This is a genomic window from Mycobacterium sp. (genome assembly GCF_052144515.1).
Lineage (GTDB): Bacteria > Actinomycetota > Actinomycetes > Mycobacteriales > Mycobacteriaceae > Mycobacterium.
In genome coordinates this window covers 37,302-61,397 of sequence record NZ_JBKQQD010000294.1, presented here as the reverse complement: position 1 = coordinate 61,397, position 24,096 = coordinate 37,302, and the positions used below count along the sequence as shown (strand labels likewise).

Below are 24,096 nucleotides of genomic sequence, written 5' to 3'. Positions count from 1 at the left end.
CCCGCGTCGGCAACATCGACACGCTCGCCACCCCTGGTCAGTTCGGTCAACGGAAGCGGGTGCCACGACGACGGTCATGGCACCCGCTTCCCCCTGCCCACTTGACCAAACCAACTACATATCAGGGCCCAGCTAGGTCCGAGCCTCGGGTGACCAGTAGGCAAGCATCTCGGCGAAGGTCGCAAAGGCCGGTCCGGAAACGCCGTACGTCGCCTCGAAATGAATGCTCAACGGAAAGCCGAGGTCGACGACGCCGTCGATCACCCGCTTGTACAGATCGACCATGAGCTGACGCTTCTGAGCCGGTTCGCTGGCGGCCAGCCTTCTTACGAACGCCTGCTCATCGGCCACCGCGGCGTTTCCCGGATCCTGGATCAGCCAGTTGATCAGGCCGACGCGGGTCTCGACCTTCGGTACGAACCCGAACGACAGCAGCACTTCGGGGCGATGATCAGTGTTCTTGGCGAACTCCGCCAGAAAATCCACGATTGCATCGGAATACAACAACTGGGTCATGCCGTAAGTCGCGCCTTGATTGCACTTGAAATTCAGCCGGCCCTGTTCGCCGTCCCGGGTGGGGATCAGGATCACGCCGCGGTTGGGTACCAGCTGGCGGTAGATCGACAAGGCGTCGGTCGGCGCGACGCCGGAGCCCTCACCGTCGTTCATCGTGCGCGGCACGCCGACGAAAACCACGCCCTCCATCCCGGCGTCGCAAAGCTCGGTGAGCCGCCCGCGCAGCGATGACTCATCCATGAACGCGGTGACCTGGGTGCACAAGCCGTTGAGCCCGGGCAACTCCGGTTTGATGATCGACCAGAAGTCCAGCACGTCCAGCTTCGGCTTCATGGGGACGGGCCGGTCGTCATCCTCGGCGATCATCCCCGGGATCATCACGTGCCGAATCCGGCCGTCGAGACCATATTCACCCGCGTACTGCACCACCTTGCGCGCATCTTCGAGTGCCCGCTCGCGGCCGTCATCGACGTTGGGTGGCACCAGCTCGAGCGCGATGGTGTTGAGGTTGGGCACCTCGACAGCATAGGGGCGAGATAGTTGAGCCTGTCTAAGCACCCAAGTCACATCGAAGCGGCTCTGGGCGTCGCGCCGAATACACTGGTCGGGCCTGCCAAACACGGCGGCCAGACCGAGCAGAAAGGGGCGCCGCGCTGAGCGTGCAAGCAGCGGCAACCGTCGAGTTGGCCGGCGCCGTCACCGACCAACTTCGGCAGTACTTGCACGACCGTCGCGACGAGGCCGCCTACATAGCTGGTTCTGAAGGCGGGCCGGGAGACGGCGGTTTCGGCGTTTTGATCGCGGGCCTGGAAGATTTCGTGCTCGGCGGCGGCAAGCGGCTGCGGCCGGCCTTCGCCTACTGGGGCTGGCGGGCCGTGGCAACCCAGGACCCCGATCCTGGTGTGCTGCTGCTGTTTTCCGCGCTGGAACTGCTGCACGCGTTCGCACTGGTACACGACGACGTCATCGACGAGTCGTCAACCCGCCGCGGTAAGCCCACGGCCCACAAGCACTTCGCGGCGCTGCACCGCGAACGGAATTGGCGCGGCTCGCCGGATCAGTTCGGGATCTCGGCGGCGATCCTGGCCGGCGACCTGGCGCAGGCGTGGGCCGATGACATCGTCTACCGCGCGGATCTACCACCCGACGCCCAGCGCCGAGTCCGGCGGGTCTGGGCCGACATCCGCACCGAGGTGCTGGGCGGGCAATACCTCGACATCGTCGCCGAAGCCAGCGGCGCCGAGTCGATCGCTTCGGCGATGTCCGTCGCCACCTTCAAGACCGCCTGCTACACGGTGACACGGCCGCTACAGCTGGGGGCGGCCGCCGCCGCCGACCGACCCGACGTCCAGGAGATCTTCAGCGAGTTCGGGAACGACCTCGGCGTGGCGTTCCAACTCCGTGACGACGTGCTCGGCGTCTTCGGGGACCCGGCGGTGACGGGAAAACCGTCCGGCGACGACCTGAGATCCGGCAAGCGCACCGTGTTGGTCGCCGAGGCGATGGAGCTGGCGGACAAGTCGGATCCCGTGGCGGCCAAGCTGTTACGGACCTCGATCGGCAACCGGTTGACCGACGCGCAGGTGCGTCAGCTGCGCGGCGTCATCAAGTCGGTGGGCGCGCTGGCCGCAGCGGAAGATCGTATCGCCGCGCTCACCCGACGGGCGCTGGCTACCCTGGCGGCCGCACCGATCAACGCTGCGGCCAAGGCCGGGCTGTCCGAAATGGCCGCGCTGGCCACCAATCGGTCCTCGTGAACTGATGACCACCCCCACACACGCTTCCGAAGCCGACTCGGTGACCGTGAAAGAATATGTCATCCAACATCTTTCACGGTTACGTGAGTTCGCGACCGCCCCGGAGGCCGGGCCCGCGAAGCTCGGCTTCCTGGGCTCGGCGCTGATCACCGTCGGCGGGCTGGGCGCGGGCAGCACAAAGCCACACGACCCCCTACTGGAAGCGCTGCACCTGTCCTGGATGCGGTTCGGCCACGGGTTGGTGCTGTCGTCGATCCTGTTGTGGACCGGCGTCGGTCTGATGCTGATCGCCTGGCTGCGACTGGGCCGACGCGTCCTCGCCGGTGACGCCACCGAGTACACGATGCGGGCCACGACCGCTTTCTGGCTGGGGCCGCTACTGCTGTCGGTACCCGTCTTCAGTCGCGACACCTACTCGTATCTGGCCCAGGGCGCTCTACTGCGCGACGGCTTCGACCCCTATGCGGTCGGTCCGGTGGCCAACCCGAATACGTTGCTGGACAACGTAAGTCCGATCTGGACAATCACGACCGCACCCTACGGCCCGGTGTTCATTCTGGTTGCCAAGCTGGTCACAATGGTGATCGGCAATCACGTGATCGCCGGCACCATGCTGTTGCGCTTGTGCATGCTGCCGGGGCTGGCGCTGCTGATCTGGGCCACCCCGCGCCTGGCGCGGCATCTCGGCGCCGACGGCGCAACGGCCCTGTGGATCTGCGTGCTCAACCCGCTGGTGCTCATCCATCTGATGGGCGGGGTGCACAACGAGATGCTGATGGTGGGTTTGATGACCGCCGGCATCGCGCTCACCTTCAGTGGCCGCAATGTCGCAGGTATCACCGTGTTGACCCTCGGGATCGCGGTCAAGGCCACCGCCGGGATCGCGTTGCCGTTTCTGGTCTGGGTGTGGATGCGCCATCTGCGTGAGCGACGGGGATACCGGCCTGTGCAGGCCTTCCTGGTCGCCACGGCGTCGAGTCTGGTGATCTTCGTGGTGGTGTTCGCCGTGACGTCCAGCGTGGCCGGCGTCGGCCTGGGGTGGCTGACCGCGCTGGGCGGTTCGGTGAAGATCATCAACTGGCTCACCCTGCCGACCGCGGCCGCAAACCTGATCCACGCGCTGGCCAGCCCGTTGTTCCACGTCGACTTCTACGCGCTGCTGCGGGTGACCCGGCTCATCGGAATCATGATCATCGCGGTGTCGCTGCCACTGTTGTGGTGGCGGTTCCGGCGCGATGACCGCGCGGCGCTGACCGGCATCGCGTGGTCGATGGTGATCGTGGTGCTCTTCGTCCCCGCCGCACTGCCGTGGTACTACTCCTGGCCGCTGGCGGTGGCGGCCCCGCTGGCCCAGTCGCGGCGGGCGATCGCGGCGATCGCCGGGCTCTCGACCTGGGTCATGGTGATCTTCAAACCCGACGGATCCCATGGCATGTACTCATGGCTGCACTTCTCGCTGGCGACCGCCTGCGCGCTGGCCGCGTGGTACACGCTGTACCGAGCACCAGCCGTTAATACGCCCGTTAATACGCCATTGCCTGCGCCCGGCGCACAACCTCCCGAGCCTGGTGGGCGTGCAGTGCGTCGACGGGACGGGCGTTGTTGATGGCATCCCGCGTGCCGTCGCGAGTGACGGTCAGCGACGGGTCGGGGGTGAACAGCCAGCGCGCAATCTCGGTCTCGTGGTAGCCGCCGTCGTGCAGGATCGTCAACAGCCCCGGCAGGCTTTTGACCACCTGGCCGGAATTGGTGAAGAAGACCTGCGGCACCACCACCCCGTCGCCACGCCGCACCGCCAGGAGATGGCCTTCCCGCAGTTGCTGGTGCACTCTCGTGACGGGGACTCCAAGCAGTTCGGCGACCCGGGACAGGTCGTAGGTCGGTTCGTCGGGGTCCAAAACGTCGTCGCCGGCCGGAATGCTGCTCACGTCGCCAGTGTAGAACCTGGTCGGCAGCGTTGAGCCCACGTTTCACACCCAAACGCACCGCCGCACCTACGATGGCCCCGTGGCTACAGCTGGGACGGGGGACCCGTTGGTCAACACGTTGCTGGACGGCCGCTACCTCGTCCAGACTCCGATCGCCAGCGGCGGAACCTCCACGGTCTACCGCGGCGTTGACGTGCGCCTCGACCGCCCCGTCGCGGTGAAGGTGATGGACTCCCGATACGCCGGCGACGACCAATTCCTGACCCGCTTCCAGTTAGAGGCCCGCACCGTTGCCCGGCTGAAGGACCCCGGGCTGGTCGCGGTCTACGACCAGGGTCTGGACGCCCGGCACCCGTTTCTGGTCATGGAGCTCATCGAGGGCGGCACGCTGCGCGAGCTGCTAGCCGAGCGGGGCCCGATGCCGCCGCACGCCGTGGTGGCGGTGCTGCGCCCGGTGCTGGGCGGCCTGGCCGCCGCGCATCGGGCGGGTCTGGTGCACCGCGACGTCAAACCCGAGAACGTCCTGATCTCCGACGACGGTGACGTCAAGATCGCCGATTTCGGGTTGGTTCGCGCTGTCGCCGCCGCCGGAATCACCTCCACCAGCGTCATTCTGGGAACCGCGGCCTACCTCTCCCCCGAGCAGGTCAGTGATGGCTCATCCACTCGAGCCGGTCCCCGCAGCGACGTCTATTCCGCCGGGATCCTCACCTACGAGCTGCTGACCGGGCGCACACCGTTCACCGGCGACACGACGTTGTCGATCGCCTACCAACGGCTGGATCACGATGTGCCGCAGCCCAGCGCCGTGATCGACGGCGTGCCACCGCAATTCGACGCGCTGGTGGCGCGCGCGACCGCCCGCGACCCGGCTGATCGGTATGCCGATGCGATCGAGATGGCCGACGAGGTGGACGCGATCGCCGACGACCTGGCGCTCCCGCCGTTCCGGGTACCGGCGCCACGCAACTCGGCGCAACACCGCTCGGCCGCGCTGCAGCGCAGCCAGATGATCGAGCAGCGCGCTGGCGCGCAGCAGCCACCCCCCGCCGTTCAGCCGGCCGCCAAAGCGCCGGTTCACCACCCAACCCGCCAGATGACCCGCGAACCCGATGACGAGGACGATTACGAATATGAGCCGATTTCCGGCGAATTCGCGGGGATCGCGATGAGCGAATTCGTCTGGGCGCGAGAGCGTTCCCGGCGGATGGTGCTGATCTGGGTGGCGGTCGTGGTGGCGCTCACTGGGCTGGTTGCGACGGCGGCATGGACGATCGGCAGCCACCTGAGCGGACTGCTCTGACCCTCAGCCCCCGAAGGCAGGGGACAGCCCTGCTGACGACACGAATCTTAATATAACCTCAAGAATCTCTTACTTTTCTTATTTTTGGTGTACCGTACTGCTGCATGGGTTCGACAATGCAGCGCGTGGACTCGCCGAACTGGCTCGGCGAGCACGCAGTCGTACTGGGTGCCGGAATGGCGGGTTTGCTTGCCGCGCGTGTGCTTTCGGAGTTTTACGATTCGGTCAGTGTGGTCGAGCGGGACAGGTTGCCCAACTACCCGTGTCACCGGAGGGGCATCCCGCAGGGGCGCCATGTGCACAATTTCTTAAGCCGCGGCCTGCAGGTGTTGGGGGACTTGTTCCCCGGCCTACTTGAGGACCTGGCTACAGCCGGAGCGGTCGTCGTCGACGGCGGGGAGTTGTCGAATTTCTACGGGCGCATCGGGCGCCATGAGCTGAAGCGCTCGGGCAAGTTGGCCGACCCGGCGGCGTTAGCGCTCTATATGGCGAGCCGGCCGTTTATGGAGTTCCACGTGCGCCGGCGCGTCAAGGCTCTGCCCAATGTGACATTTCTTGATGGGCACGATGTGGTCGAACCCTGTGCCGCCGCAAATGCCGTCACCGGCGTGCGAATCATCAGGAGCTACAACGGGTTTCTCACGACACTGGAGGCCGATCTGGTGGTAGACGCCATGGGTCGGACCGCGCGCACCCCGGCGTTTTTGGAGAGCCTGGGGTACGAACGGCCGACTGAGAACCAGGCGGTAGCCAAGTTGGGCTACTCGAGTCACCAGTTGAGCATTCCCCCGGGATCCATCGCCCAACGGCTGGTGCTCTTCAACCCGGGAGGCGGCAAACCCGGAGGCCTGTTGCTTGCTTGCGAGCACGACACGTGGATGCTGGCGATCGGCCAGATGACCGACGCCGGTGAGCCGCCAACCGATTTCGACGCGATGCTCGCGCTGACTGAGCAGTCCCTACCCCCGGCCATCGTCGAGGGGCTGCGCCGTGCAGAGCCCCTCGGGGAAGCTGTGACGTATCGCCACAGCGCGGCAATCTGGCGACGCTACGACCAATTGTCCAGATTCCCCTCGGGACTCTTGGTAATCGGGGACGCACTATGCAGCCTCGATCCGACCTACGGCCAAGGCATGACGATCGCCGCACTGGAAGCTCTTACCCTGCGCGACTGTCTACGATCGGGCGATGCTCAACTGGCACAACGTTTTTTCTGCGCGACTGCCCGATACATCGGCTCGACGTGGACCCGTAATCGGGCCAGGGCCGGGGTCACTTCACCCACCCGCAGGCGGCGTTCCACGCGGGAGCGGCTGCAGAGCTGGACAGCAAGGGCAACACTGAACGCCGCCGCCCACGACATCGTTCTTACCGAACGTTTCCTGCGGGTCACCAACTTCGTTGATCCACCATCACAGCTCCGGGATCCCGCCCTGATACCGCGCATCGTGATGGGTAACATGCGGGCGTTGTTCACGCAGAAGCGAAACCGCGCGGCCAGAACCGTCGCCGGCGCGCAGCGACCGCGGCCAGCCGCAGTCACCGTCAAGGCAACGTGATGAACGGCGACGAGTGGTGAGCCGACGCGAAAGCTAGCTTAGCTAAGCTAGTCGCGCAACATCTCCGCGACCAGGAACGCCAACTCCAGCGACTGCTGGGTGTTCAGCCGCGGGTCGCACGCCGTCTCGTAGCGGCCGACCAGATCCGTGTCCGAAATGTCTTGCGCGCCACCAAGACACTCGGTGACGTTCTCTCCGGTGATCTCGACGTGGATGCCACCGGGATGCGTGCCGAGCGCGCGGTGCACCTCGAAGAAACCCTGGACTTCGTCGACGATGCGGTCGAAATGGCGGGTCTTGTACCCGTTGGACGACTCGTGGGTGTTGCCGTGCATCGGGTCGCACTGCCAGACCACCTGGTGACCGGTCCCCTGCACCTTCTCGATGATCGGCGGCAGCACGTCGCGCACCTTGTTGTTGCCCAGCCTGCTCACCAACGTCAGCCGACCCGGCTTGTTGTGCGGGTCAAGTCGCTCGACGTATTCGACGGCCAGCTCGGGGGTCATCGTCGGGCCGATCTTGACGCCGATCGGGTTGGCGATCACCTCGGCGAACGCGATGTGTGCGCCGTCGAGCTGGCGGGTCCGCTCGCCGATCCACACGGTGTGCGCCGACAGATCGTAGAGTTGCGGCTCCCCCTCATCGCTTTCGGACAGCCGCAACATGGCCCGTTCGTAGTCGAGCACCAAAGCCTCGTGACTGGCGTAGATTTCGGCGGTCTGCAGGTTGCGGTCGGCCACCCCGCAGGCGCTCATGAAGCGCAGCCCGCGGTCGATCTCGGTGGCCAGCGCCTCATAGCGCGCACCGGCCGGCGAGGTCCGGACGAATTCCCGGTTCCAGTCGTGCACCAGGTGCAGCCCCGAAAAGCCCGACGACGTGAGCGCGCGCACCAGGTTCATCGCGGCGCTGGCGTTGGCGTAGGCCCGCACCAGCCGCGACGGGTCGTGCTCGCGCGCCGCGGCATCGGGCGCGAAACCGTTGATCATGTCGCCGCGGTAGGACCTCAGGCCCAGCGCGTCGACGTCGGCCGACCGGGGCTTGGCGTACTGACCGGCGATGCGGGCCACCTTGACCACCGGCATGCTCGAGCCATAGGTCAGCACCACCGCCATCTGCAACAGCGTGCGGATATTGCCCCGGATGTGGGGTTCGGTGTTGTCGGTGAACGTCTCCGCGCAGTCGCCGCCCTGCAGCAGAAACGCCTCACCCTTTGCGACCTGCGCCAGCTGCGCCTGCAGCCGCACGATCTCGGACGGCACGGTCACCGGCGGCACGCTCTCTAAGACCGTGCGCATCGCCGTGGCCTGGTCAGCGGGCCAGGTAGGTTGCTGGGCAGCCGGCTTGGCCAACGCGGCGTCCAACCGCGCACGCAAATCCGCTGGCAGCGGCGGCAGCGGCGGCAGCTGGTCGATCGGGATGTCGACGGTCCAGTTCATCGGTCCATGGTAACCGGGCGCCGGCACCGCCCGATCAGGGCGAACGCTCGCCGTCCGAGGTGATGAGGCGAAACCGGCGCAACTGATCTCGCGCATCCACCAGCGCGTCATGAGCGTCGCGTGGCCGCGGTGGCATCCGGGGACGTCCCCGGTCCTCCCACAGCTGGCGCAGTTCCCGGGTGAAACGCGGTATCGCCTGTGGCAGCGCGGTCATCGGCCCCCACAACTGGCACAAGGCCACATGGTCGTAAGCCGCCACCCAGGCCCACAGCTCGATCGGCTCCGTCCCGTCGATGCCGAAGAACTTTTCCAGGTCCAGCCGGATCTGGCTGCGCGCGCGCCACAGCTGCGAGGCCGGCGGCGGTAGCTTGGGCAGCACATTTGAGCGCACCCAGCTGCCGGCTCGCTCGGGGTCGAATTCCGTGGACACCGCGTAATACTCGCGACCGTCCTCGGCGACCACTCCGATCGAGATCAGCTCGATGGTGCGGCCATCCTCGATGAACTCGGTGTCATAGAAGTACCGCACCCAAAAAGCCTAGGGGCTATCCGCCGATCAGGATGGGCTCGGTTCCCTCGGGCGGCGGCGCGGGATGGACCTCGCGGTCCAGCTCGGCGTCGACGGTGCGCTCGTCGGGCAGGCGCGGCGTTCCGGCGATCGCGCACTGCAGCCACAACTTGGCCCGCACGACCGGTCGCCGCCATGTCCGTTCCCGTTGCAGCGCACGGCGCATTTTGTCCGGCTGGGTGGTGTAGCGCCACCGCGCCCACGGGGCATGCGGACGCGACAACCGGATCGCGCCGACGACCAGCAGCACGACGATGAACATGCCGAGCAGGCCCGTCCACAACTTGCCCTTGAGCAGCACCACCACGGCCAGCGGCAGCGTCAACGCCAGCGTGCCGCCCACCCCGGCACGCAGCGCCACCGCGTCGGCGCCATGCCAGATCGGCAGGAAAAACATCAGCGGATGCAGGCCCATGATCAGCAGTCCCGCCACCGCAACCGCGGCAAACACCGCGTCCACCGACGCCCGGCCGTCTTCCTCCCAGTACACATCGGAGAGGTGGAGGATCAACGCATACTCGTCGAGCACCAGCGCGGCCCCGATCCCGAAAAGAGTCGCTGCCACGATGAATTCGGGCTCTTGTCCGTCAACGGAGAGCGTCACCAGTGTCAGCCCCGAGACCAGCACCAGGACCACACCGAACGCCACGTGATGAATGTGCACCGTCCCGACGTGGACATTGCGCGGGTGCCACCACCTGCTATGCAGGCCGGCGTCGGCGCGGTGCCGGATCCACCGCACGAAGGTGCGCGTGACGAAGAAGGTCAGGATGAAGGCAAGCAGACAACACAGTAAGGGCAGGCGGCCACGGTCGACGATGTCGTGAGAGAACCAGTGCAACACGCCCAGCACGAACCAGTGGAACACCCTAAAAACCTACGCCCGCACTAGAGTGACACGGCGGAGCCGCGCTGTGCGACGCGGCCGCGCGCGAGAAACCCATTACGCTGTCTTGCGACATGACTAGATGGCAGGTGCCCGACCTGGGCTCTACTGGCCCCCCTACCAGTGTTAGCCGCGGGCGGGTGTTGGTGTGGTGCCTGCTGTGGCTGCTGGCCGCCGCGGCGCTGGTCAACACGGCCTGGCAGCTGTTCGGCCACATCCCCTACCGCATCGATATCGATGTGTATCAGATGGGCGGTCAGACCTGGCTGGACGGACGCCCGCTGTACAGCGGTGACGTGAAGTTACACACACCCATCGGGCTCGATCTGCCGTTCACCTACCCCCCGCTGGCGGCCATCGCGTTCTGCCCGTTCGCCTGGTTGCACATGCCCGCCGCCAGCGTTGCGATCACCGCCTTGACGCTGGTGCTGCTGATCGTCTCGACGGTGATAGTGCTGACCAGCCTCGACGTCTGGAGCACCTCGACGCTGGTGCCCGGGCCGGCCTGGCTGCGCCGGTTGTGGTTGGCCGTCGTCATCGTGGCGCCGGCCTCGATCTGGATGGAGCCCATCGCCTCGAACTTCGCGTTCGGTCAGATCAACGTCGTGCTGATGACGCTGGTCATCGCCGATTGCATGCCGCGCCGCACGCCATGGCCCCGCGGGCTGCTGCTGGGCGTGGGGATAGCGTTGAAACTCACCCCGGCCGTGTTCCTGCTGTATTTCCTGCTGCGCCGCGATAGCCGGGCGGCAATCACGGCGTTGGCGTCTTTCGCCGCCGCGACGCTGGTCGGGTTCGTCATGGCCTTCAGAGACTCGTGGGAATACTGGACCCACACCGTGCACCACACCGATCGCATCGGCTCCGCGGCGCTGAACACCGACCAGAACATCGCGGGCGCCCTGGCCCGGATCGGGCTCGGCGAGCACGAGCGTTTCCTGCTGTGGGTGGCGTGCTGCCTGGCGGTGCTGGCGTTGACCATCTGGGCGATGCGGCGGGTGTTGCGGGCCGGTGAGCCGACGCTTGCCGTGATCTGCGTTGCCCTGTTCGGGTTGATGGTTTCGCCGGTGTCGTGGTCACACCATTGGGTGTGGGTGCTGCCGGCGGTGCTGGTGACGGCGATTCTGGCGTGGCGGCGCCGCAACATCGCGTTGGCGGTGGTCAGTGTCGCCGGGGTGGCGCTGATGAGGTGGACGCCGATCGACCTGCTGCCCAAGCACCACGAGGAGACCGCGAACTGGTGGCATCAGCTCGTCGGGATGTCCTACGTGTGGTGGGCGCTGGCGGTCATCGTGACCGCCGGATTCGCCGTTACCGCCAGCAGGACTGCGCAGGACACGACGGCTCGCACCCCGACGCCGGTACCGGCGGTCAGCTAACGGCTGTCTCGGGGATTCGCGCGGCTTCCGCCCCGCCCTCGCCGGCCTCCTTGGCTTCCTTAGCTGTGGCGGCGTAGATGTCGACGTACTCCTGGCCGGACAGTCCCATCAGCTCGTACATCACTTCGTCGACGACGGCCCGCTCGATGAAACGGTTGCCGGCCAATCCCTCGAAACGCGAGAAGTCCATCGGCTTGCCGAACCGGACGGTGACCCGGCCGAATCGCAACATCTTTTTGCCCGGCGGGTTGACCACGTTGGTTCCGATCATCGCGACAGGAATCACCGGAACCCCGGTCTCCAACGCGAGCCGCGCCAGCCCGGTCTTGCCCTTGTACAGCCGACCGTCCGGCGACCGGGTGCCCTCCGGGTACATGCCGAGTAACTTGCCCTTCTCCAGCAACCCCTGGGCGGTGTCCAAGGCGGCCTGCGCGGCGTCGGCGTCGGAACGGTCAATGGGCACCTGGCCGGCGGAGCTGTAGAACCAGCGGTAGAACCAGCCCTTGAGTCCGGTGCCGGTGAAGTATTCGGCTTTCGCGAGGAAGGTGATCCGGCGGCGCACCACCAGCGGAAGGAAGAAGCTGTCGGCCACAGCGAGGTGATTACTGGCTAGTATCGCCGGTCCGGAACTCGGGATATTTTCCAGCCCTTCAACTTTCGGCCGACCGAGCAGAGTGAACAGCCAGCCCATGAAGACGTACTTGAACAGCCAGTACCACATGGCCCTCCCTCTCGCTCGCATCGGATGTTGTTTGCGCCAACTGTACCGATCAGCGACGCATGGGACCACCTCGCGCGCCGAACGGCTCACTCTTCAACGGTGACCGGGATCGCCTCATAGCGGGTCTTCACGGCGCCATCCCCCTCGGCTGTGCCGGGTGGGGGCTCGGCGGTTTGGCCGCCCCCGGGCGAACCGTCCGGTGGAGGTTTCTCCGACCGGTCGATGTCATTGACGTCATTGACCATGGCGCGGATCACGTCGAGCAGTGCGAGGCTGTGGTCCGCGACGACAGTGAGCAACGGATGCTGTTCACCAGTGGCCAACGCCGCCAGCGCGCACACCGGACACCACACCTGCTGGCACTTGCCGGTCCCGACAGGGGCACCCGCCGCCAGCGCGGCCGCCGACCGCACCGCGGGGTCGATTCCGTCGAGGATCGCCTGGGCGAGCCGGCGCAGCTCGGGACCTAGTGGGCCTAAGTCGGGATGAGCCCTGCTCACGTTGGCCACACCTCCGGGTTTGGTCGGAAACGAACTGTCAGCTCACTGCCCCGCAGGTGTGCGTCCAGCACCGTACAGCGCCGTAGTACGGACGCCAACCGCACTCTGCGTCTTAGTCCGCCGATGCTGATGATCAGGTCGTCGTCGACCCGGCCGAGCGTCAGCGTTCCGGCATCAAGCTGGGGCAACGCTAGCCGCAGTCGGTATACCGACTCCAGTCCCGATCCCGATTCCAGGTCCACGATAGGGCGCAACGGACCCGGCGGTGGCGCCCCGCCCCGCCGGCGGGCGCTGTCCAGCAGTCCGCCCAGCGCCTTGGGGCCGATCGGCTCGCCGGACAAATGCGGAGTCAGGACCAGCGCCACGTCACCGACGGCGGCGTCGAGTTCGTCGAGGACCGCGCGCTGCTCGGAGATGCGTTCGGCGTACCAATAGAACGCGGGATGAGCGGGCAGGCTGTGGTACTCGTAGGACTCGTCTTGCAGAAGAACCTGATTGACGATCAGCTCCGCGACACGCACACCCATCAGCGCCAGTGAACCCAGGGTCCGGGTCGCCTCGGCCGCGACCACCCGCTCGGGAGTCAGCACCAGGTGCGCACTGACCAGATCTCCGTCGGTCAGCAGTGCGCCGAGTCGATCGACGCTGGCGCTGACGCGCTCCAGCAGTTCCACGATCGCCGCCGACCGGGTGTCGTCGGCGACGACGGACAGCCTGCGATGACGCGGCCAGGCGCGCTCGACATACAGCCCGAAGGTGGCGGGCAGGGTCAGCATTCGCAATGCGTCCGCGGTCGAGGCGCAGTCGACCACGATGCGGTCCCATCGGCCGGTCGCCGCGAGCTCGCCCACCGCATACAGGCCGAGCACTTCCTGAACACCCGGCAATGCCGAAAGTTCTTCTGGGGCAATGGTGCTCAACTCGGAGTTGGGGAACCGCCGGTCCACGGTGTCGACCACGTCGCGCCAGCGGGCCTCGAGCAGGGCCAGGGTGTCCAGCGCCAGTGCGTCGAGAAAGCCACCCCCCTTCTGTACCGGCCCGGTTTCGAGCTCGGCGAACACCCGAACCGGTTCACCGTGACCGGTGGGCGGGACCGCGACGCCCAGCACGTCGCCCAACGAATGCGCCTGGTCGGTGGACACGACCAGCACTCGGCTCCCCTGGCTCGCATCACGGACCGCTGTGGCGCACGCCAGGGTGGATTTTCCTACCCCACCTTTGCCAACGAAGAGACTGATCCGGGCCGGGGTGGGCGCACCCGATTCACTCAGCCTCGACTCGTTTCTTCAGATCCTTCAACGCGCCGTCAATCAGCCGGCGTTCCGCTTTGCGTTTGAGCATTCCGATCATCGGGATGGCGAGGTCGACCGAGAGCTCATAGGTGACGTCGGTGCCAGATCCTTTGGGCACCAAGCGATATGAGCCTTCGAGGGCCTTGAGCAGCGAGCTGGATTCCAGCGTCCAGCTCAAGGATTGGCGGTCCGCGGGCCATTCGTAGGACATGATCAAGGTGTCTTTGAAGATGGTGGCGTCCATCAACATCCGCGCCCGTTTCGGGTAACCCTCGTTGTCGGCTTCTAGTACTTCGACTTGCTTGTATTCCGAAATCCATTCCGGGTAGGCCTCGAGGTCGGCAATCGCCTTCATCACCTCGCCCGGGTCCGCGTCGATGTGGATCGTCTGCGTCGTCTTGTCCGCCACCTGGCTACTTCTCTCTCTCCTGCAAGCGGGTGGCCCCCCATCTCTGCGGGAGTACGCCGCCTGCGGAGCGAAACGGTACTCTCCGGGCCAACCCTGATCCGGCTAAACTACCGGAGAAATACCCACCGGACGTGACCGTTCGAGGGTGGTTTTCACTTCGAAGGCCATTTTTTTGCCCGCAACCCGGCGGCGGTGTGTCATTTTGGCCAAATTCATCTTGGCCAGCTGCCAGGCCGCCACGCCGGACGGTTCGGCGTGCAGTAAATAGTGCAGCAGCACCCCGTCCAGCGTGGGCTCCAGCCAGACCTCCATGGTGCCGGTCAGGGCGCCGGTGACGGCCCACCTGATCCCCTTTTCCGCACGATCCTCGACGACCTGCAGCCTCAGGTCGGGCCACCACCGGCGCCAACTGGCCCGATCGGCGATCGCGGCACCGACCTGCGCGCCGTGGGCGGCGACAAACATCTCGTCGGCGACCTGGATGCTGTTCACCGTTTCAGCTTTGCACACCAATTCACCGGGCAAACCGGCCGTCTCCATGGCGCACGAAAACTCGGATTAGGCTGGGCCACACCAAGCCGGCACCTGAGAAACGTCACACGAGGTCAAACGAGGTATTACCAGTGCGTGAGTTAAGTGTCCCTGCACGCTTCAATGTCGACGAGCGCGAAAGCATCGCGGCAATGGTGTTCGAACACGAGCGCGACGATCCCGACTTCGTCATCTACCAGCGCCTGATCGACGGCAACTGGACCGACGTCACGTGCGCCCAGGCGGCGGACCAAATTCGTTCTGCGGCACTGGGTTTGATCTCGCTGGGGGTACAGCCCGGGGACCGAGTTTCCATCTTCTCGGCCACCTGCTACGAGTGGGCGATCCTCGACCTCGCGATCCTGGCGGTGGGCGGCGTCACCGTGCCGATCTATGAGACGTCCTCGGCCGAGCAGGTGCGCTGGGTGCTGCAGAACTCCGAAGCCGTTTTGGCGTTTGCCCAAACCGACGCGCAGGCCGCGATGGTCAGCGAGCTCACCGGCGAGCTGCCCGCCCTGCGCCGGGTGCTGCACATCGACGGTTCGGGCCCCAAGGCGCTCGACCAGCTCGTGCAGGAGGGCGCGTCGGTCGACAAGGCCGAGCTGACCGCACGGCTGGACGGGCTGCGTTGCACCGACGCGGCGACGCTCATCTACACCTCGGGCACCACCGGACGTCCCAAGGGCTGCCAACTCACGCACGCCAACCTGCTCAACGAGATCCGTGGCACCCAGGAGTGCCTGCCGACACTGCTGTCCAAGGGTCAGCGGCTGCTGGTATTCCTGCCGCTGGCCCACGTGCTGGCCCGGGCACTGACGTTGTCGGCGTTCGCCAGCAAGCTGACGGTCGGATTCACCAGCGACATCAAAAATCTGCTGCCGATGTTGGCGGTGTTCAAACCGACTGTCGTGGTGTCGGTGCCGCGGGTGTTCGAGAAGGTGTACAACACCGCCGAGCAGAACGCCGCCAACGACGGCAAGGGACCGATCTTCAAGGCGGCGGCGCAGACCGCGGTCGACTGGAGCCGGGCCCGCGACAGCGGCCGACCGGGGTTGGTGCTGCGCGCCAAGCATGCGCTGTTCGACCGGCTGGTGTACCGCAAACTGCGCGCGGCGCTGGGCGGCAACTGTCACGCGTCGGTCTCCGGTGGGGCGCCGCTGGGTGCGCGGCTGGGCCACTTTTACCGCGGCGTGGGCGTGACCATCTACGAGGGCTACGGCCTGACCGAGACCAGCGCCGCGATCACGGTCAACCAGATCGACGCCCTAAAGATCGGGACCGTAGGAAAGCTGGTGCCCGGCAACAGCATGCGCATCGCCGACGACGGCGAGCTGTTGGTGCGCGGTGGCGTGGTGTTCAGCGGCTACTGGCGCAACGAGCAGGCCACCGACGAGGCGTTCACCGACGACTGGTTTCGGACCGGTGATCTCGGCGCGGTCGACGACGACGGCTTCCTGACCATCACCGGCCGCAAGAAGGAGATCATCGTTACCGCGGGCGGCAAGAACGTCGCCCCCGCCGTGCTGGAGGATCAGCTGAGGGCACACCCGCTGATCAGCCAGGCGATGGTGGTCGGGGACTCCAAGCCGTTCATCGGGGCGCTGATCACCATCGACCCCGAGGCGTTCGACGGCTGGAAGAGCCAGCACCACAAGGCGGCCGGCGCTTCGTTGGGCGATCTGGCCACCGACCCCGATCTGGTCGCCGAGGTGGAGGCGGCTGTCAAGCAGGCCAACATGGCGGTGTCACATGCCGAATCGATCCGTAAGTTCCGCATTCTGCCGGTCGACTTCACCGAGGACACCGGTGAGTTGACACCAACGATGAAGGTCAAGCGCAACGTGGTGACCGAAAAGTTCGCCTCCGAGATCGAGGCGATCTACAGCAAGGACTAGACCGATGGTGGCGACCCGCTGCGCCCGGCTCCGCCGGCTAGCGATCGCCACTGCCACTCAACAGGTCGGCCAGCCGCGCGGCCAGTGTGTCCCAGCGCCACTGGGACGTCACCCACTGCCGTCCGGCCGCACCCATCGCGGCGGCGCGGTCGCGATCGGTCAGCAATTCGGTGACGGCGCCGGCGACCTCGTCCACCGAGCGACCATCGACTACCAGCCCAGTCTTGTTGTGCTGCACGGCTTCTGGAGCTCCGCCCGAGTCGCCGGCGATCACCGGCACGCCGGTGGCCGAGGCCTCCAGGAACACGATGCCCAAGCCCTCGACGTCCATGCCCCCACCGCGGGTACGGCACGGCATCGCGAACACGTCGGCCAATGCGTGATGAGCGGGCAATTCGTCGCCCGGAACGGCGCCGGTGAACGTCACGTGGTCGGCCACACCGCAGTCGTGGGCCAGCCCGCGCAGTGTCTCGAGATACGGACCGCCCCCGACGATCACCAGCGCGGCTCCGTCGACGCGCCGCCGGATCGACGACAGCGCTTTGATCAGCACGTCCTGGCCTTTGCGCGGCACCAGCCGCGACAGGCACACCACGGTGGGCCGCGCGCCCAGCGCGTAGCGGTCCCGCAATTCGGCGCGGCCGGCCGGGTCGGGCCGGAACCGATCGGTGTCCACCCCGGGCGGCAGGTACTCCAGCGATGCCGCGGGCCCGAAGGCCGGCGCGAACCGCGACCGCGTGTACCGGCTGACGAACGTGACGACGTCGGTGGTGTCACCGATGCGGCGCAGCACCGACCGGGCCACCGGAAGCATCGACCAGCCCACTTCGTGCCCGTGTGTACTGGCCAGCACCCGCGCCGCACCGGCCTGCCGGGCACGCTGCGCCAGCAGGGCCAGTGGTGCCGCGGCGCCGAACCAGACGGTGTCGATGTCGTGCTCGGCGATAAGCCGTCGCATCCGACGATCGACCGCGGGAACGGGCAGCATCAGCGTGCCGGGATGACGCACTACCCGATAGCCGGCTGCGCGGGCCGCCTCGTCGAAGGCATCGGCGCCCTTCCACTTCGGCGCGTACACCGTTATCTCGTGTGTCCCCGCCCTGACCAGCCGGGAGACGAACTCTCCCAGGTACGACTGGATGCCGCCGCGTCGGGGCGGAAAGTCGTTGGTTACCAGCAGGACCCGGCTCACCTGGGTAAATTTAGCGGGCCGCCCACTGATGCCAGCGCACCAGCACGATCGCCGCGTCATCGGCCAGCACGTCGTGCAGTGCGGTGGGCACGTCGACGTGGGTGGCGCCGCAGGTGGCCACGTAGAGTTCGCGCAACTTCGCCGTCCCGTAGGTGTCGGCCACGAAGCGGGCGAACCACCACACGCGGTCGTATGCCGAGGAGCGCTGCGGCCCCGGGGTGTCCAGGTCGGCGTCCGACGGCAGCGTCAGCGGCACCGGCAGCGCATCGACGGGCACGGCGGTGGGTGGCCGCGCGACGAAGTCAGCAACCCCTTCGGTCAGCCACCGGGGTGCGTCCAGCGCGGTGTCGGCGCGAGCCGCGTAGTGGAAAAGCTCGTGCGTCAACACAATTCGTAAGGATTTTTCGCTCATACCGGCCGCACCCGGCGCGAACACGATCCGTTCGCCGACCGCCAGTCGTCGGACAGGATCGACGCGGTCGGCGACAGTCACCGCCGCGATATCCGCCCACTGCCGTTCCGGGCCTCCTCCGGCGGCGGCGTGAAACTCTTCGTCCGTGCCGGCGACCACCATCGAGATATCGCGCGACCAATCTACTCCCCAGAAGGCCTGCACCGCCTGGACCGCGCCGCCGATGTCCGCCTGGATTCGCGACATCAGGCGCTCGACGGCCGGGACATTCGAACCGAGCAACCGGACGTGCCGGTCGCCGACACGGAATTGCCGCGTCACCGGGCTCGCGTGGGCGTGAGCAGGCGTTATCACCTGCGCGTGTCTGATAGCCCTGTCACGTTCGGCATGGAGCGGCACAGCTCCCCCGAACAACGAGGCCGTGATCAGCTCAACGACCAACACCGAGGCCAGCAGTATCGGAGACCATCGGCGCCGGCGCGCGCCGAGGCATTTAGTAGCGACGCGCGTCGTAGATCGGGCCGGACGAGCTCATCGGCACGACCCGCACCGGCACACCGTAGGTGGAGGAATGGATCATCATGCCGTCACCGACGTAGATGCCGGCGTGCGAGGCATCTGAATAGAAGGTCAGCACATCACCGGGCTGCAGGTCCGACAGCGACACCGGCTGACCGCCCTGGGCCAGCGCCTGACTGGAGTGCGGCAGCGAGATGCCAGCCTGCTGGAACGCCCACATCACCAATCCGGAGCAGTCGAACCCGCCGGGTGCGGCACCGCCCCACACATAAGGCGATCCGACCTGGGTCAACGCCGCCTGCACGACGGTCGCGCGATCACCGGAAGGCGCTGGGGCTGATCCGGGTAGCCCCGGCAGCCCGGGCAATCCCCAGGGCGCTGGAGCCTCACCTGGCGGAGCCGCGTCCGGCGGCGGCGCACCAGGTGGTGCGGCCTCCGGAGCCGGCCCATTGGGCAGCACCGCCACCGCCGGGACCGGCCCGGGATCGGCGAGCGCTGTGCGCTGCTGGGGCGACAACGAGACGTACTGCGACTTGACGACGGCGATCTGGACCTGCAACTCGCTCTGCTTTTTCTGTAGGCCCGCCCGCACCGCGGCGGCCTGTTCGGCCGCATTCTTGGCCTCGGCGGCGGACTTGAGCGACGCCTGCTCGGCCTTGGCGGCCTGCTCTCCGGCGGCCCGGTAGCTGGTCATCTGGATGGACATTTGCGTCCCCAGCACCCGCTGCAGGGCCATCTTGTCGATGAGCTGCTGAGGCGACTCGGCAGTCATTATGGCGTTCATGCCGTCGGTGCGACCGCCCATGTACGTCGCGGCCGCCAGCTTGTTGACCGCCGTCTGGAACGTGCCCAGGCGCGCCTTCGCGGCCGCGGCGGCGGCCTGGTCATCCGCGAGCTTCGTGTCCGCCGCGTGTTGAGCGGCCAGCTTGGCGTTCAGGTCGAGCTGAGCGCTGTGCATCGCCTCGGCGGTCTGCTCGGCCTGGCGAGACAATTCGTTGAGTTTTGCGAGTGCGTCACCTGCGGGATCGGCCGCCACGTGGGGGGCCAGAGCACCGGATAACACGGTGAAGCCCGCAAGCGTTCCGATGCAACAACGCGTAACAACGCGCACGAACGGATACTTAAAGCCAAGCCTCAAAAGAAAGTTTCCTTAAAACTGCCGTCGGCGTGTCGCCATCGAGCCGGTTTAGGTCTCAAATAGGTTACGAAACGATATACGCGTTTGTCCAAAGGGAGCGGTTAAGAAAATAGAAAGAATTCTGTCAAAAGTTTGAGAAGCGCATTAGGGCCGCCTCATTGATCCATGTCTGTGTTTTTTTGGCGCGCAAGGCAATCAAGCGACACCGGATCCGCGATCGCGGCGGATCGGCACTAAGCGCAACCTGGGGGCCAGCCCGACCTCCGCGAGCACTTCCAGCGCGGCACGCTCGTCGTGCAACAACGTTTCCGGTACCCCGAGTAGGACGCTGACCACGCAATCACGGCAGGCCGGACCGCGCACCGCGCAGTCGTCACAGTCGATGACCACCGGTGTCCCCGGCGCGGGCACCGGGACGCTTTCGCCGTCGGGTCCGCTTCTGGAGGCGCTGATGTGTGCCATGGGGTCGGTCCTCTCGATCGAGCTCAGTCGGGCTGCCCGAACGCTAACCGCAGGCACCGACAACTTGCCGCGGCGTGGCGGCACCGGGGCTGTCGGTGCAGGTGCTTACGGTCACGACCATGGGTGTGACCGGCTCGAATCAGCTGAGTTTCGCCGGGCTGGAGTCGGCCCTCGATTCGGCCGGCGCACTGTCGCTACGTCAGACCACCTTCGTCGTGGTCGACCTCGAGACGACGGGCGGACGAGCGACGGGCACCGAGCAAAAGCCCCCGGATGCGATCACCGAGATCGGCGCGGTCAAGGTCCGCGGCGGCGTCGTGCTTGGCGAGTTCGCCACCCTGGTGGACCCGCAGCGCAGCATCCCCCCGCAGATCGTGCAGCTCACCGGCATCACGTCGGCGATGGTCTGTGACGCTCCGACCATCGACGCCGTGCTGCCGATGTTTTTGGAGTTCGCCCACGATTCGGTGCTGGTCGCCCACAACGCCGGATTCGACATCGGATTCCTGCGCGCCGCAGCGCAACGGTGCAACATCGCCTGGCCCCGGCCGCCAGTGCTGTGCACTGTCCGGCTGGCCCGCCGGGTGCTGAGCCGCGAAGAAGCCCCCAGCGTGCGGCTGGCCGCCTTGGCGCGGCTGTTCACCGCCGCCTCCCAGCCCACCCACCGCGCCCTCGACGACGCCCGCGCCACCGTCGACGTGTTGCACGCCCTCATTGAGCGAGTCGGCAACCAGGGCGTGTACTCCTACGCCGACCTGCGCGCGTATCTGCCGAACGTGACGCCGACCCAGCGCCGCAAAAGAGTGCTCGCCCAGGGACTGCCACACCGGCCGGGGGTCTATCTGTTCCGCGGGCCGTCGGGCGAGGTGCTCTATGTCGGCACCGCCGTGGACTTGCGGCGCCGGGTCAGCCAGTACTTCACCGGCGCCGACACCCGCGGCCGGATGAAGGAGATGGTCACGCTGGCCGAAGCGGTCGACCACGTCGAGTGCGCACACTCGCTGGAGGCCGGTGTGCGGGAACTGCGGATGCTGGCCGCGCATGCGCCGCCGTACAACCGCCGGTCGAAGTTTCCGCAGCGCTGGTGGTGGGTGGCACTCACCGACGAAGCGTTTCCGCGGCTTTCGGCGCTGCGTGCGCCGCGGCACGACCGCGCCGTCGGACCGTTTCGGTCCCGGGCCGACGCCGCCGAAACAGCGGCGCTGCTGGCGCGGTTCACCGGGCTGCGGACCTGTACCGCGCGGCTGGCCCGGTCGGCGCTGCACGGGCCCGCCTGTCCTCTGCTCGAGGTGTCGCCGTGCCCGGCCGCCCGCGACGTGACGGCCATCCAGTACGCCGCGGCGGTGGCGCGCGCCGCGGCCCTGATCGATGGGCTGGACAACACCGCGCTGGCCGCGGCCGTGCACCAGGTCACCGCGCTGGCCGAGCGCCGGCACTACGAGAGCGCCGCGCGCTTGCGTGACCGCACCGCCGCTGCTGTCGAGGCGCTGTGGCGGGCCCAGCGGCTGCGTGCGCTGGCCGCGTTGCCCGAGCTGATCGCCGCGGCGCCGGACAGCCCGAATGCTGAGGGCGGCTACCACCTCGCCGTCATCCGGCACGGCCAACTGGCCGCCGCCGGCACCGCCCCCCGCGGGGTGCCGCCGACGCCGGTGGTGGACGCCATCCGGGCCGGCGCCCAGGTGATCCTGCCCGCGCCGGCCCCGCTCGGCGGCGGGCTGGTCGAGGAGACCGCGCTCATCGCGCGCTGGCTGGCCGCGCCGGGGGTGCGCATCGTCCGCGTCTCCGGGGACGGGTGGGCTTCGCCGCTGCGGTCGGCGGGCGCCTGGGCGGCGTGGGCGACGTTGGCGCGCTCGGCTCGGCTGGCCGGCGAGCAGGACCGGGGCTCAGACCTGCTGGCTGAACCGCACCCATCGCGCGAGCAGCTGTTCGGCCGCGCCGGAGTCGATGGCCGCGCCGGCACGCGCCAACCCGTCCTCCCACGCGGGCAGCCATTCAGCGCGGCTGGATAGCCCGGCATGGGCAACGATCGCGCCGGCCGCGTTGAGCACGACGGCGTCTCGCACCGCGCCCTTGGCACCGGACAGCACCGAACGCGCTTCGGCCGCGTTGGCCTGCGCGTCGCCGCCCAGCAGCTCGTCGAGCTCGGCGCGGGCGAAGCCGAATCCGGCGGGATCGAAGGTCAGCTTGTCCACCGTGCCGGCCTGCACCCGCCAGATGGTGCTCGTCGTGGTGGTGGTCAACTCGTCGAGCCCGTCGTCGCCGTGCACGACGAGCACGCTGGAGCGGCGTGCGGCGAACACGCCCGCCATCACCTCGGCGAGGTCGGCAAACGCGCAGCCGATCAGCCCCGCCCGCGGCCAAGCCGGATTGGTAAGCGGCCCAAGGAGATTGAACACCGTCGGCACCCCGAGCTCGCGTCGCACCACGGCCGCGTGCCGGTACGACGGATGGAAAATCGGCGCGAAGCAGAACCCGATCCCCACCTCGGCGACGCTGCGCGCGACCTGCTCGGGCCCGAGGTCGATGCGCACCCCGAGCGCCTCCAGCGTGTCGGCGCCGCCGGACAGCGACGAGGCCGCGCGGTTGCCATGTTTGACCACCCGCACACCCGCGGCCGCAACCACAATGGCGGCCATGGTGGACAGGTTGACGGTGTTGACGCCGTCACCGCCGGTGCCGACGATGTCAACGGAGTCTCGGATGTCTCCGCTGTCGCTGCGGATCGCGTCTGTGGGCATCTGGCGTGCGTGGCTGAGCATGACGTCGGCCAGCTCACCGACTTCGGCCGCGCTGGGAACCTCCATCTTCATCGCCACCGCGAAAGCCGCGATCTGAGTCGGCCGGGCGTTGCCGGCCATGATCTGGTCCATTGCCCAGGCGGCTTGGCCCCGAGCCAGGTGCTGTCCGTCCGTCAGACGCCCCAGAACCTGCGGCCATGAAAGGTGTTCCACGCGCCGATGGTCCCACGATCACCAACCGCCCCAAAAGACGCTTGAGAAACGAGGCCGGAAACGACGCGTGCAACAAATTTCTGACCCGGGTAGTGCTCAACAACTACAAAGCGTCATACTTGCGGATGTGACGAGCGCTGTAGGAACCTCGGGTACTGCGATCACGTCGCGAGTTCATTCGCTGAATCGGCCCAACATGGTCAGTGTTGGCACCATAGTCTGGCTTTCCAGTGAGCTGATGTTCTTTGCTGGCCTGTTCGCGATGTACTTCACGGCACGAGCTCAGGCCGGCGGGAAGTGGCCGCCGCCGCCGACCGAGCTGAATCTGTATCAGGCCGTGCCGGTGACGCTGGTCCTGATCGCCTCGTCGTTCACCTGCCAGATGGGGGTGTTCGCGGCCGAGCGCGGCGACATCTTCGGGCTGCGCCGCTGGTATGTCATCACGTTTCTGATGGGCCTGTTCTTCGTCCTCGGCCAGGGCTACGAGTACTTCCACCTGGTGACCCATGGGACCACGATCCCCAGCAGCTCCTACGGCACCGTCTTCTTCCTGGCCACCGGCTTCCACGGGCTACACGTCACCGGCGGCCTGATCGCCTTCATCTTCTTGCTGGCCCGCACCGCGATGACCAAATTCACACCCGCGCAGGCGACCGCCAGCATCGTCGTCTCGTATTACTGGCATTTCGTCGACATCGTGTGGATCGCGCTGTTCACCGTGATCTATTTCATTCGATAGGAG

22 protein-coding genes and 1 pseudogene are annotated in these 24,096 nt (G+C 67.0%); 8 read left to right on the top strand and 15 right to left on the bottom strand.

The window, feature by feature from the left end; translation table 11 throughout:
- Nucleotides 1-132: 132 nt before the first annotated feature.
- Nucleotides 133-1,032: a mycobacterial-type methylenetetrahydrofolate reductase gene (locus ACLP9N_RS19720; RefSeq protein WP_442408988.1), complete on the bottom strand. Its 900-nt coding sequence runs from the start codon at nucleotides 1,030-1,032 to the stop codon at nucleotides 133-135.
- A 167-nt stretch (nucleotides 1,033-1,199) separates the two neighbouring features.
- Here ACLP9N_RS19720 and idsA2 point away from each other — a divergent pair, with 167 nt between their 5' ends.
- Together idsA2 and ACLP9N_RS19710 are read left to right on the top strand one after the other, a co-directional pair.
- Nucleotides 1,200-2,273: a bifunctional (2E,6E)-farnesyl/geranyl diphosphate synthase gene (gene idsA2, locus ACLP9N_RS19715; RefSeq protein WP_442408995.1), complete on the top strand. Its 1,074-nt coding sequence runs from the start codon at nucleotides 1,200-1,202 to the stop codon at nucleotides 2,271-2,273.
- Between the two features lie 4 nt (nucleotides 2,274-2,277).
- Nucleotides 2,278-3,879 carry an alpha-(1->6)-mannopyranosyltransferase A gene (locus tag ACLP9N_RS19710; protein ID WP_442408987.1) on the top strand — a complete coding sequence of 534 codons (1,602 nt, stop codon included), beginning with the start codon at nucleotides 2,278-2,280 and terminating at the stop codon, nucleotides 3,877-3,879.
- Here ACLP9N_RS19710 and ACLP9N_RS19705 read toward each other — a convergent pair.
- Nucleotides 3,797-4,201 (bottom strand): Rv2175c family DNA-binding protein, encoded by a 405-nt coding sequence (locus ACLP9N_RS19705; protein ID WP_442408986.1) that lies wholly within the window; start codon nucleotides 4,199-4,201, stop codon nucleotides 3,797-3,799. The two genes, ACLP9N_RS19710 and ACLP9N_RS19705, sit on opposite strands and share 83 nt — an antisense overlap.
- Before the next feature lie 79 nt (nucleotides 4,202-4,280).
- Between ACLP9N_RS19705 and ACLP9N_RS19700 the strand changes: the two genes are divergently transcribed.
- Nucleotides 4,281-5,504, top strand: a complete 1,224-nt coding sequence (locus ACLP9N_RS19700; RefSeq protein WP_442408985.1) for a protein kinase domain-containing protein — start codon at nucleotides 4,281-4,283, stop codon at nucleotides 5,502-5,504.
- Nucleotides 5,505-5,608: 104 nt separating this feature from the next.
- The gene (locus ACLP9N_RS19695) at nucleotides 5,609-7,063 is read left to right on the top strand and encodes an FAD-dependent oxidoreductase (RefSeq protein WP_442408984.1); all 1,455 of its coding nucleotides are present in this window, start codon (nucleotides 5,609-5,611) and stop codon (nucleotides 7,061-7,063) included.
- A gap of 47 nt (nucleotides 7,064-7,110) precedes the next feature.
- On the opposite strand, the gene ACLP9N_RS19690 is transcribed toward ACLP9N_RS19695, so the two are convergent.
- The 3 genes from ACLP9N_RS19690 to ACLP9N_RS19680 are packed head-to-tail and all read right to left on the bottom strand — an operon-like array spanning nucleotide 7,111 to nucleotide 9,917.
- On the bottom strand, nucleotides 7,111-8,499 hold the full coding sequence (locus ACLP9N_RS19690) for a class II 3-deoxy-7-phosphoheptulonate synthase (protein WP_442408983.1): 1,389 nt from the start codon (nucleotides 8,497-8,499) through the stop codon (nucleotides 7,111-7,113).
- Between the two features lie 34 nt (nucleotides 8,500-8,533).
- The gene (locus tag ACLP9N_RS19685) at nucleotides 8,534-9,028 is read right to left on the bottom strand and encodes a polyadenylate-specific 3'-exoribonuclease AS (RefSeq protein WP_442408982.1); all 495 of its coding nucleotides are present in this window, start codon (nucleotides 9,026-9,028) and stop codon (nucleotides 8,534-8,536) included.
- Between the two features lie 16 nt (nucleotides 9,029-9,044).
- Nucleotides 9,045-9,917, bottom strand: coding sequence for a hypothetical protein (locus ACLP9N_RS19680; protein ID WP_442408994.1), 873 nt, complete (start codon nucleotides 9,915-9,917; stop codon nucleotides 9,045-9,047).
- 110 nt (nucleotides 9,918-10,027) lie between these two features.
- Here ACLP9N_RS19680 and ACLP9N_RS19675 point away from each other — a divergent pair, with 110 nt between their 5' ends.
- Complete coding sequence (locus tag ACLP9N_RS19675) at nucleotides 10,028-11,332, top strand: glycosyltransferase 87 family protein (protein ID WP_442408981.1); 1,305 nt, start codon at nucleotides 10,028-10,030, stop codon at nucleotides 11,330-11,332.
- On the opposite strand, the gene ACLP9N_RS19670 is transcribed toward ACLP9N_RS19675, so the two are convergent.
- From ACLP9N_RS19670 to ACLP9N_RS19650, 5 genes are all read right to left on the bottom strand, one after another.
- Entirely contained in the window at nucleotides 11,325-12,053 is a 729-nt protein-coding gene (locus tag ACLP9N_RS19670) for a lysophospholipid acyltransferase family protein (protein ID WP_442408980.1), read from the bottom strand. The genes ACLP9N_RS19675 and ACLP9N_RS19670 overlap by 8 nt on opposite strands.
- Before the next feature lie 86 nt (nucleotides 12,054-12,139).
- Nucleotides 12,140-12,553 carry a hypothetical protein gene (locus ACLP9N_RS19665; protein WP_442408979.1) on the bottom strand — a complete coding sequence of 138 codons (414 nt, stop codon included), beginning with the start codon at nucleotides 12,551-12,553 and terminating at the stop codon, nucleotides 12,140-12,142.
- On the bottom strand, nucleotides 12,550-13,824 hold the full coding sequence (locus ACLP9N_RS19660; RefSeq protein ID WP_442408993.1) for an ArsA family ATPase: 1,275 nt from the start codon (nucleotides 13,822-13,824) through the stop codon (nucleotides 12,550-12,552). Before ACLP9N_RS19660 ends, ACLP9N_RS19665 begins: the two co-directional genes overlap by 4 nt.
- Nucleotides 13,817-14,254, bottom strand: a complete 438-nt coding sequence (locus ACLP9N_RS19655; RefSeq protein ID WP_442408978.1) for an SRPBCC family protein — start codon at nucleotides 14,252-14,254, stop codon at nucleotides 13,817-13,819. The genes ACLP9N_RS19660 and ACLP9N_RS19655 overlap by 8 nt, the downstream gene beginning before the upstream one ends.
- Before the next feature lie 102 nt (nucleotides 14,255-14,356).
- Nucleotides 14,357-14,746 (bottom strand): polyketide cyclase / dehydrase and lipid transport, encoded by a 390-nt coding sequence (locus tag ACLP9N_RS19650; RefSeq protein WP_442408977.1) that lies wholly within the window; start codon nucleotides 14,744-14,746, stop codon nucleotides 14,357-14,359.
- A 131-nt stretch (nucleotides 14,747-14,877) separates the two neighbouring features.
- On the opposite strand from ACLP9N_RS19650, the gene ACLP9N_RS19645 reads away from it, so the two are divergent.
- Nucleotides 14,878-16,680, top strand: a complete 1,803-nt coding sequence (locus ACLP9N_RS19645; RefSeq protein WP_442408976.1) for an AMP-dependent synthetase/ligase — start codon at nucleotides 14,878-14,880, stop codon at nucleotides 16,678-16,680.
- 37 nt (nucleotides 16,681-16,717) lie between these two features.
- Here the strand turns inward: ACLP9N_RS19645 and pimB are convergent, their stop codons facing one another.
- The 4 genes from pimB to ACLP9N_RS19625 all read right to left on the bottom strand — a co-directional run bounded on the left by pimB (nucleotide 16,718) and on the right by ACLP9N_RS19625 (nucleotide 20,403).
- Nucleotides 16,718-17,872 carry a GDP-mannose-dependent alpha-(1-6)-phosphatidylinositol monomannoside mannosyltransferase gene (pimB, locus tag ACLP9N_RS19640; RefSeq protein ID WP_442408975.1) on the bottom strand — a complete coding sequence of 385 codons (1,155 nt, stop codon included), beginning with the start codon at nucleotides 17,870-17,872 and terminating at the stop codon, nucleotides 16,718-16,720.
- 10 nt (nucleotides 17,873-17,882) lie between these two features.
- A complete protein-coding gene (locus ACLP9N_RS19635; protein ID WP_442408992.1) occupies nucleotides 17,883-18,740 on the bottom strand; it encodes a hypothetical protein in 858 nt (285 codons plus the stop codon).
- Nucleotides 18,741-18,777: 37 nt separating this feature from the next.
- Complete coding sequence (ripC, locus tag ACLP9N_RS19630) at nucleotides 18,778-19,941, bottom strand: peptidoglycan hydrolase RipC (RefSeq protein ID WP_442408974.1); 1,164 nt, start codon at nucleotides 19,939-19,941, stop codon at nucleotides 18,778-18,780.
- Between the two features lie 195 nt (nucleotides 19,942-20,136).
- A complete protein-coding gene (locus ACLP9N_RS19625) occupies nucleotides 20,137-20,403 on the bottom strand; it encodes a hypothetical protein (protein WP_442408973.1) in 267 nt (88 codons plus the stop codon).
- Between the two features lie 119 nt (nucleotides 20,404-20,522).
- Here ACLP9N_RS19625 and ACLP9N_RS19620 point away from each other — a divergent pair.
- Nucleotides 20,523-22,349: pseudogene (locus ACLP9N_RS19620) on the top strand (DEDD exonuclease domain-containing protein); the annotation flags it as partial.
- Here the strand turns inward: ACLP9N_RS19620 and trpD are convergent.
- Entirely contained in the window at nucleotides 22,287-23,354 is a 1,068-nt protein-coding gene (gene trpD, locus ACLP9N_RS19615; RefSeq protein WP_442408972.1) for an anthranilate phosphoribosyltransferase, read from the bottom strand. The pseudogene ACLP9N_RS19620 and the gene trpD overlap by 63 nt on opposite strands.
- A gap of 127 nt (nucleotides 23,355-23,481) precedes the next feature.
- Between trpD and ctaE the strand changes: the two genes are divergently transcribed.
- Nucleotides 23,482-24,093 (top strand): aa3-type cytochrome oxidase subunit III, encoded by a 612-nt coding sequence (ctaE, locus tag ACLP9N_RS19610; RefSeq protein ID WP_442408971.1) that lies wholly within the window; start codon nucleotides 23,482-23,484, stop codon nucleotides 24,091-24,093.
- The last annotated feature ends 3 nt before the right edge of the window (nucleotides 24,094-24,096 follow it).

What these genes read in the sequence shown, in the direction of transcription:
- ACLP9N_RS19710 (WP_442408987.1), top strand. Translation starts at nt 2,278, where the DNA reads ATGACCACCCCCACACACGCTTCCGAAGCCGACTCGGTGACCGTGAAA.
- ACLP9N_RS19625 (WP_442408973.1), bottom strand. Translation starts at nt 20,403, where the DNA reads ATGGCACACATCAGCGCCTCCAGAAGCGGACCCGACGGCGAAAGCGTC.
- ACLP9N_RS19675 (WP_442408981.1), top strand. Translation starts at nt 10,028, where the DNA reads ATGACTAGATGGCAGGTGCCCGACCTGGGCTCTACTGGCCCCCCTACC.
- ACLP9N_RS19695 (WP_442408984.1), top strand. Translation starts at nt 5,609, where the DNA reads ATGGGTTCGACAATGCAGCGCGTGGACTCGCCGAACTGGCTCGGCGAG.
- ACLP9N_RS19690 (WP_442408983.1), bottom strand. Translation starts at nt 8,499, where the DNA reads ATGAACTGGACCGTCGACATCCCGATCGACCAGCTGCCGCCGCTGCCG.
- ACLP9N_RS19670 (WP_442408980.1), bottom strand. Translation starts at nt 12,053, where the DNA reads ATGTGGTACTGGCTGTTCAAGTACGTCTTCATGGGCTGGCTGTTCACT.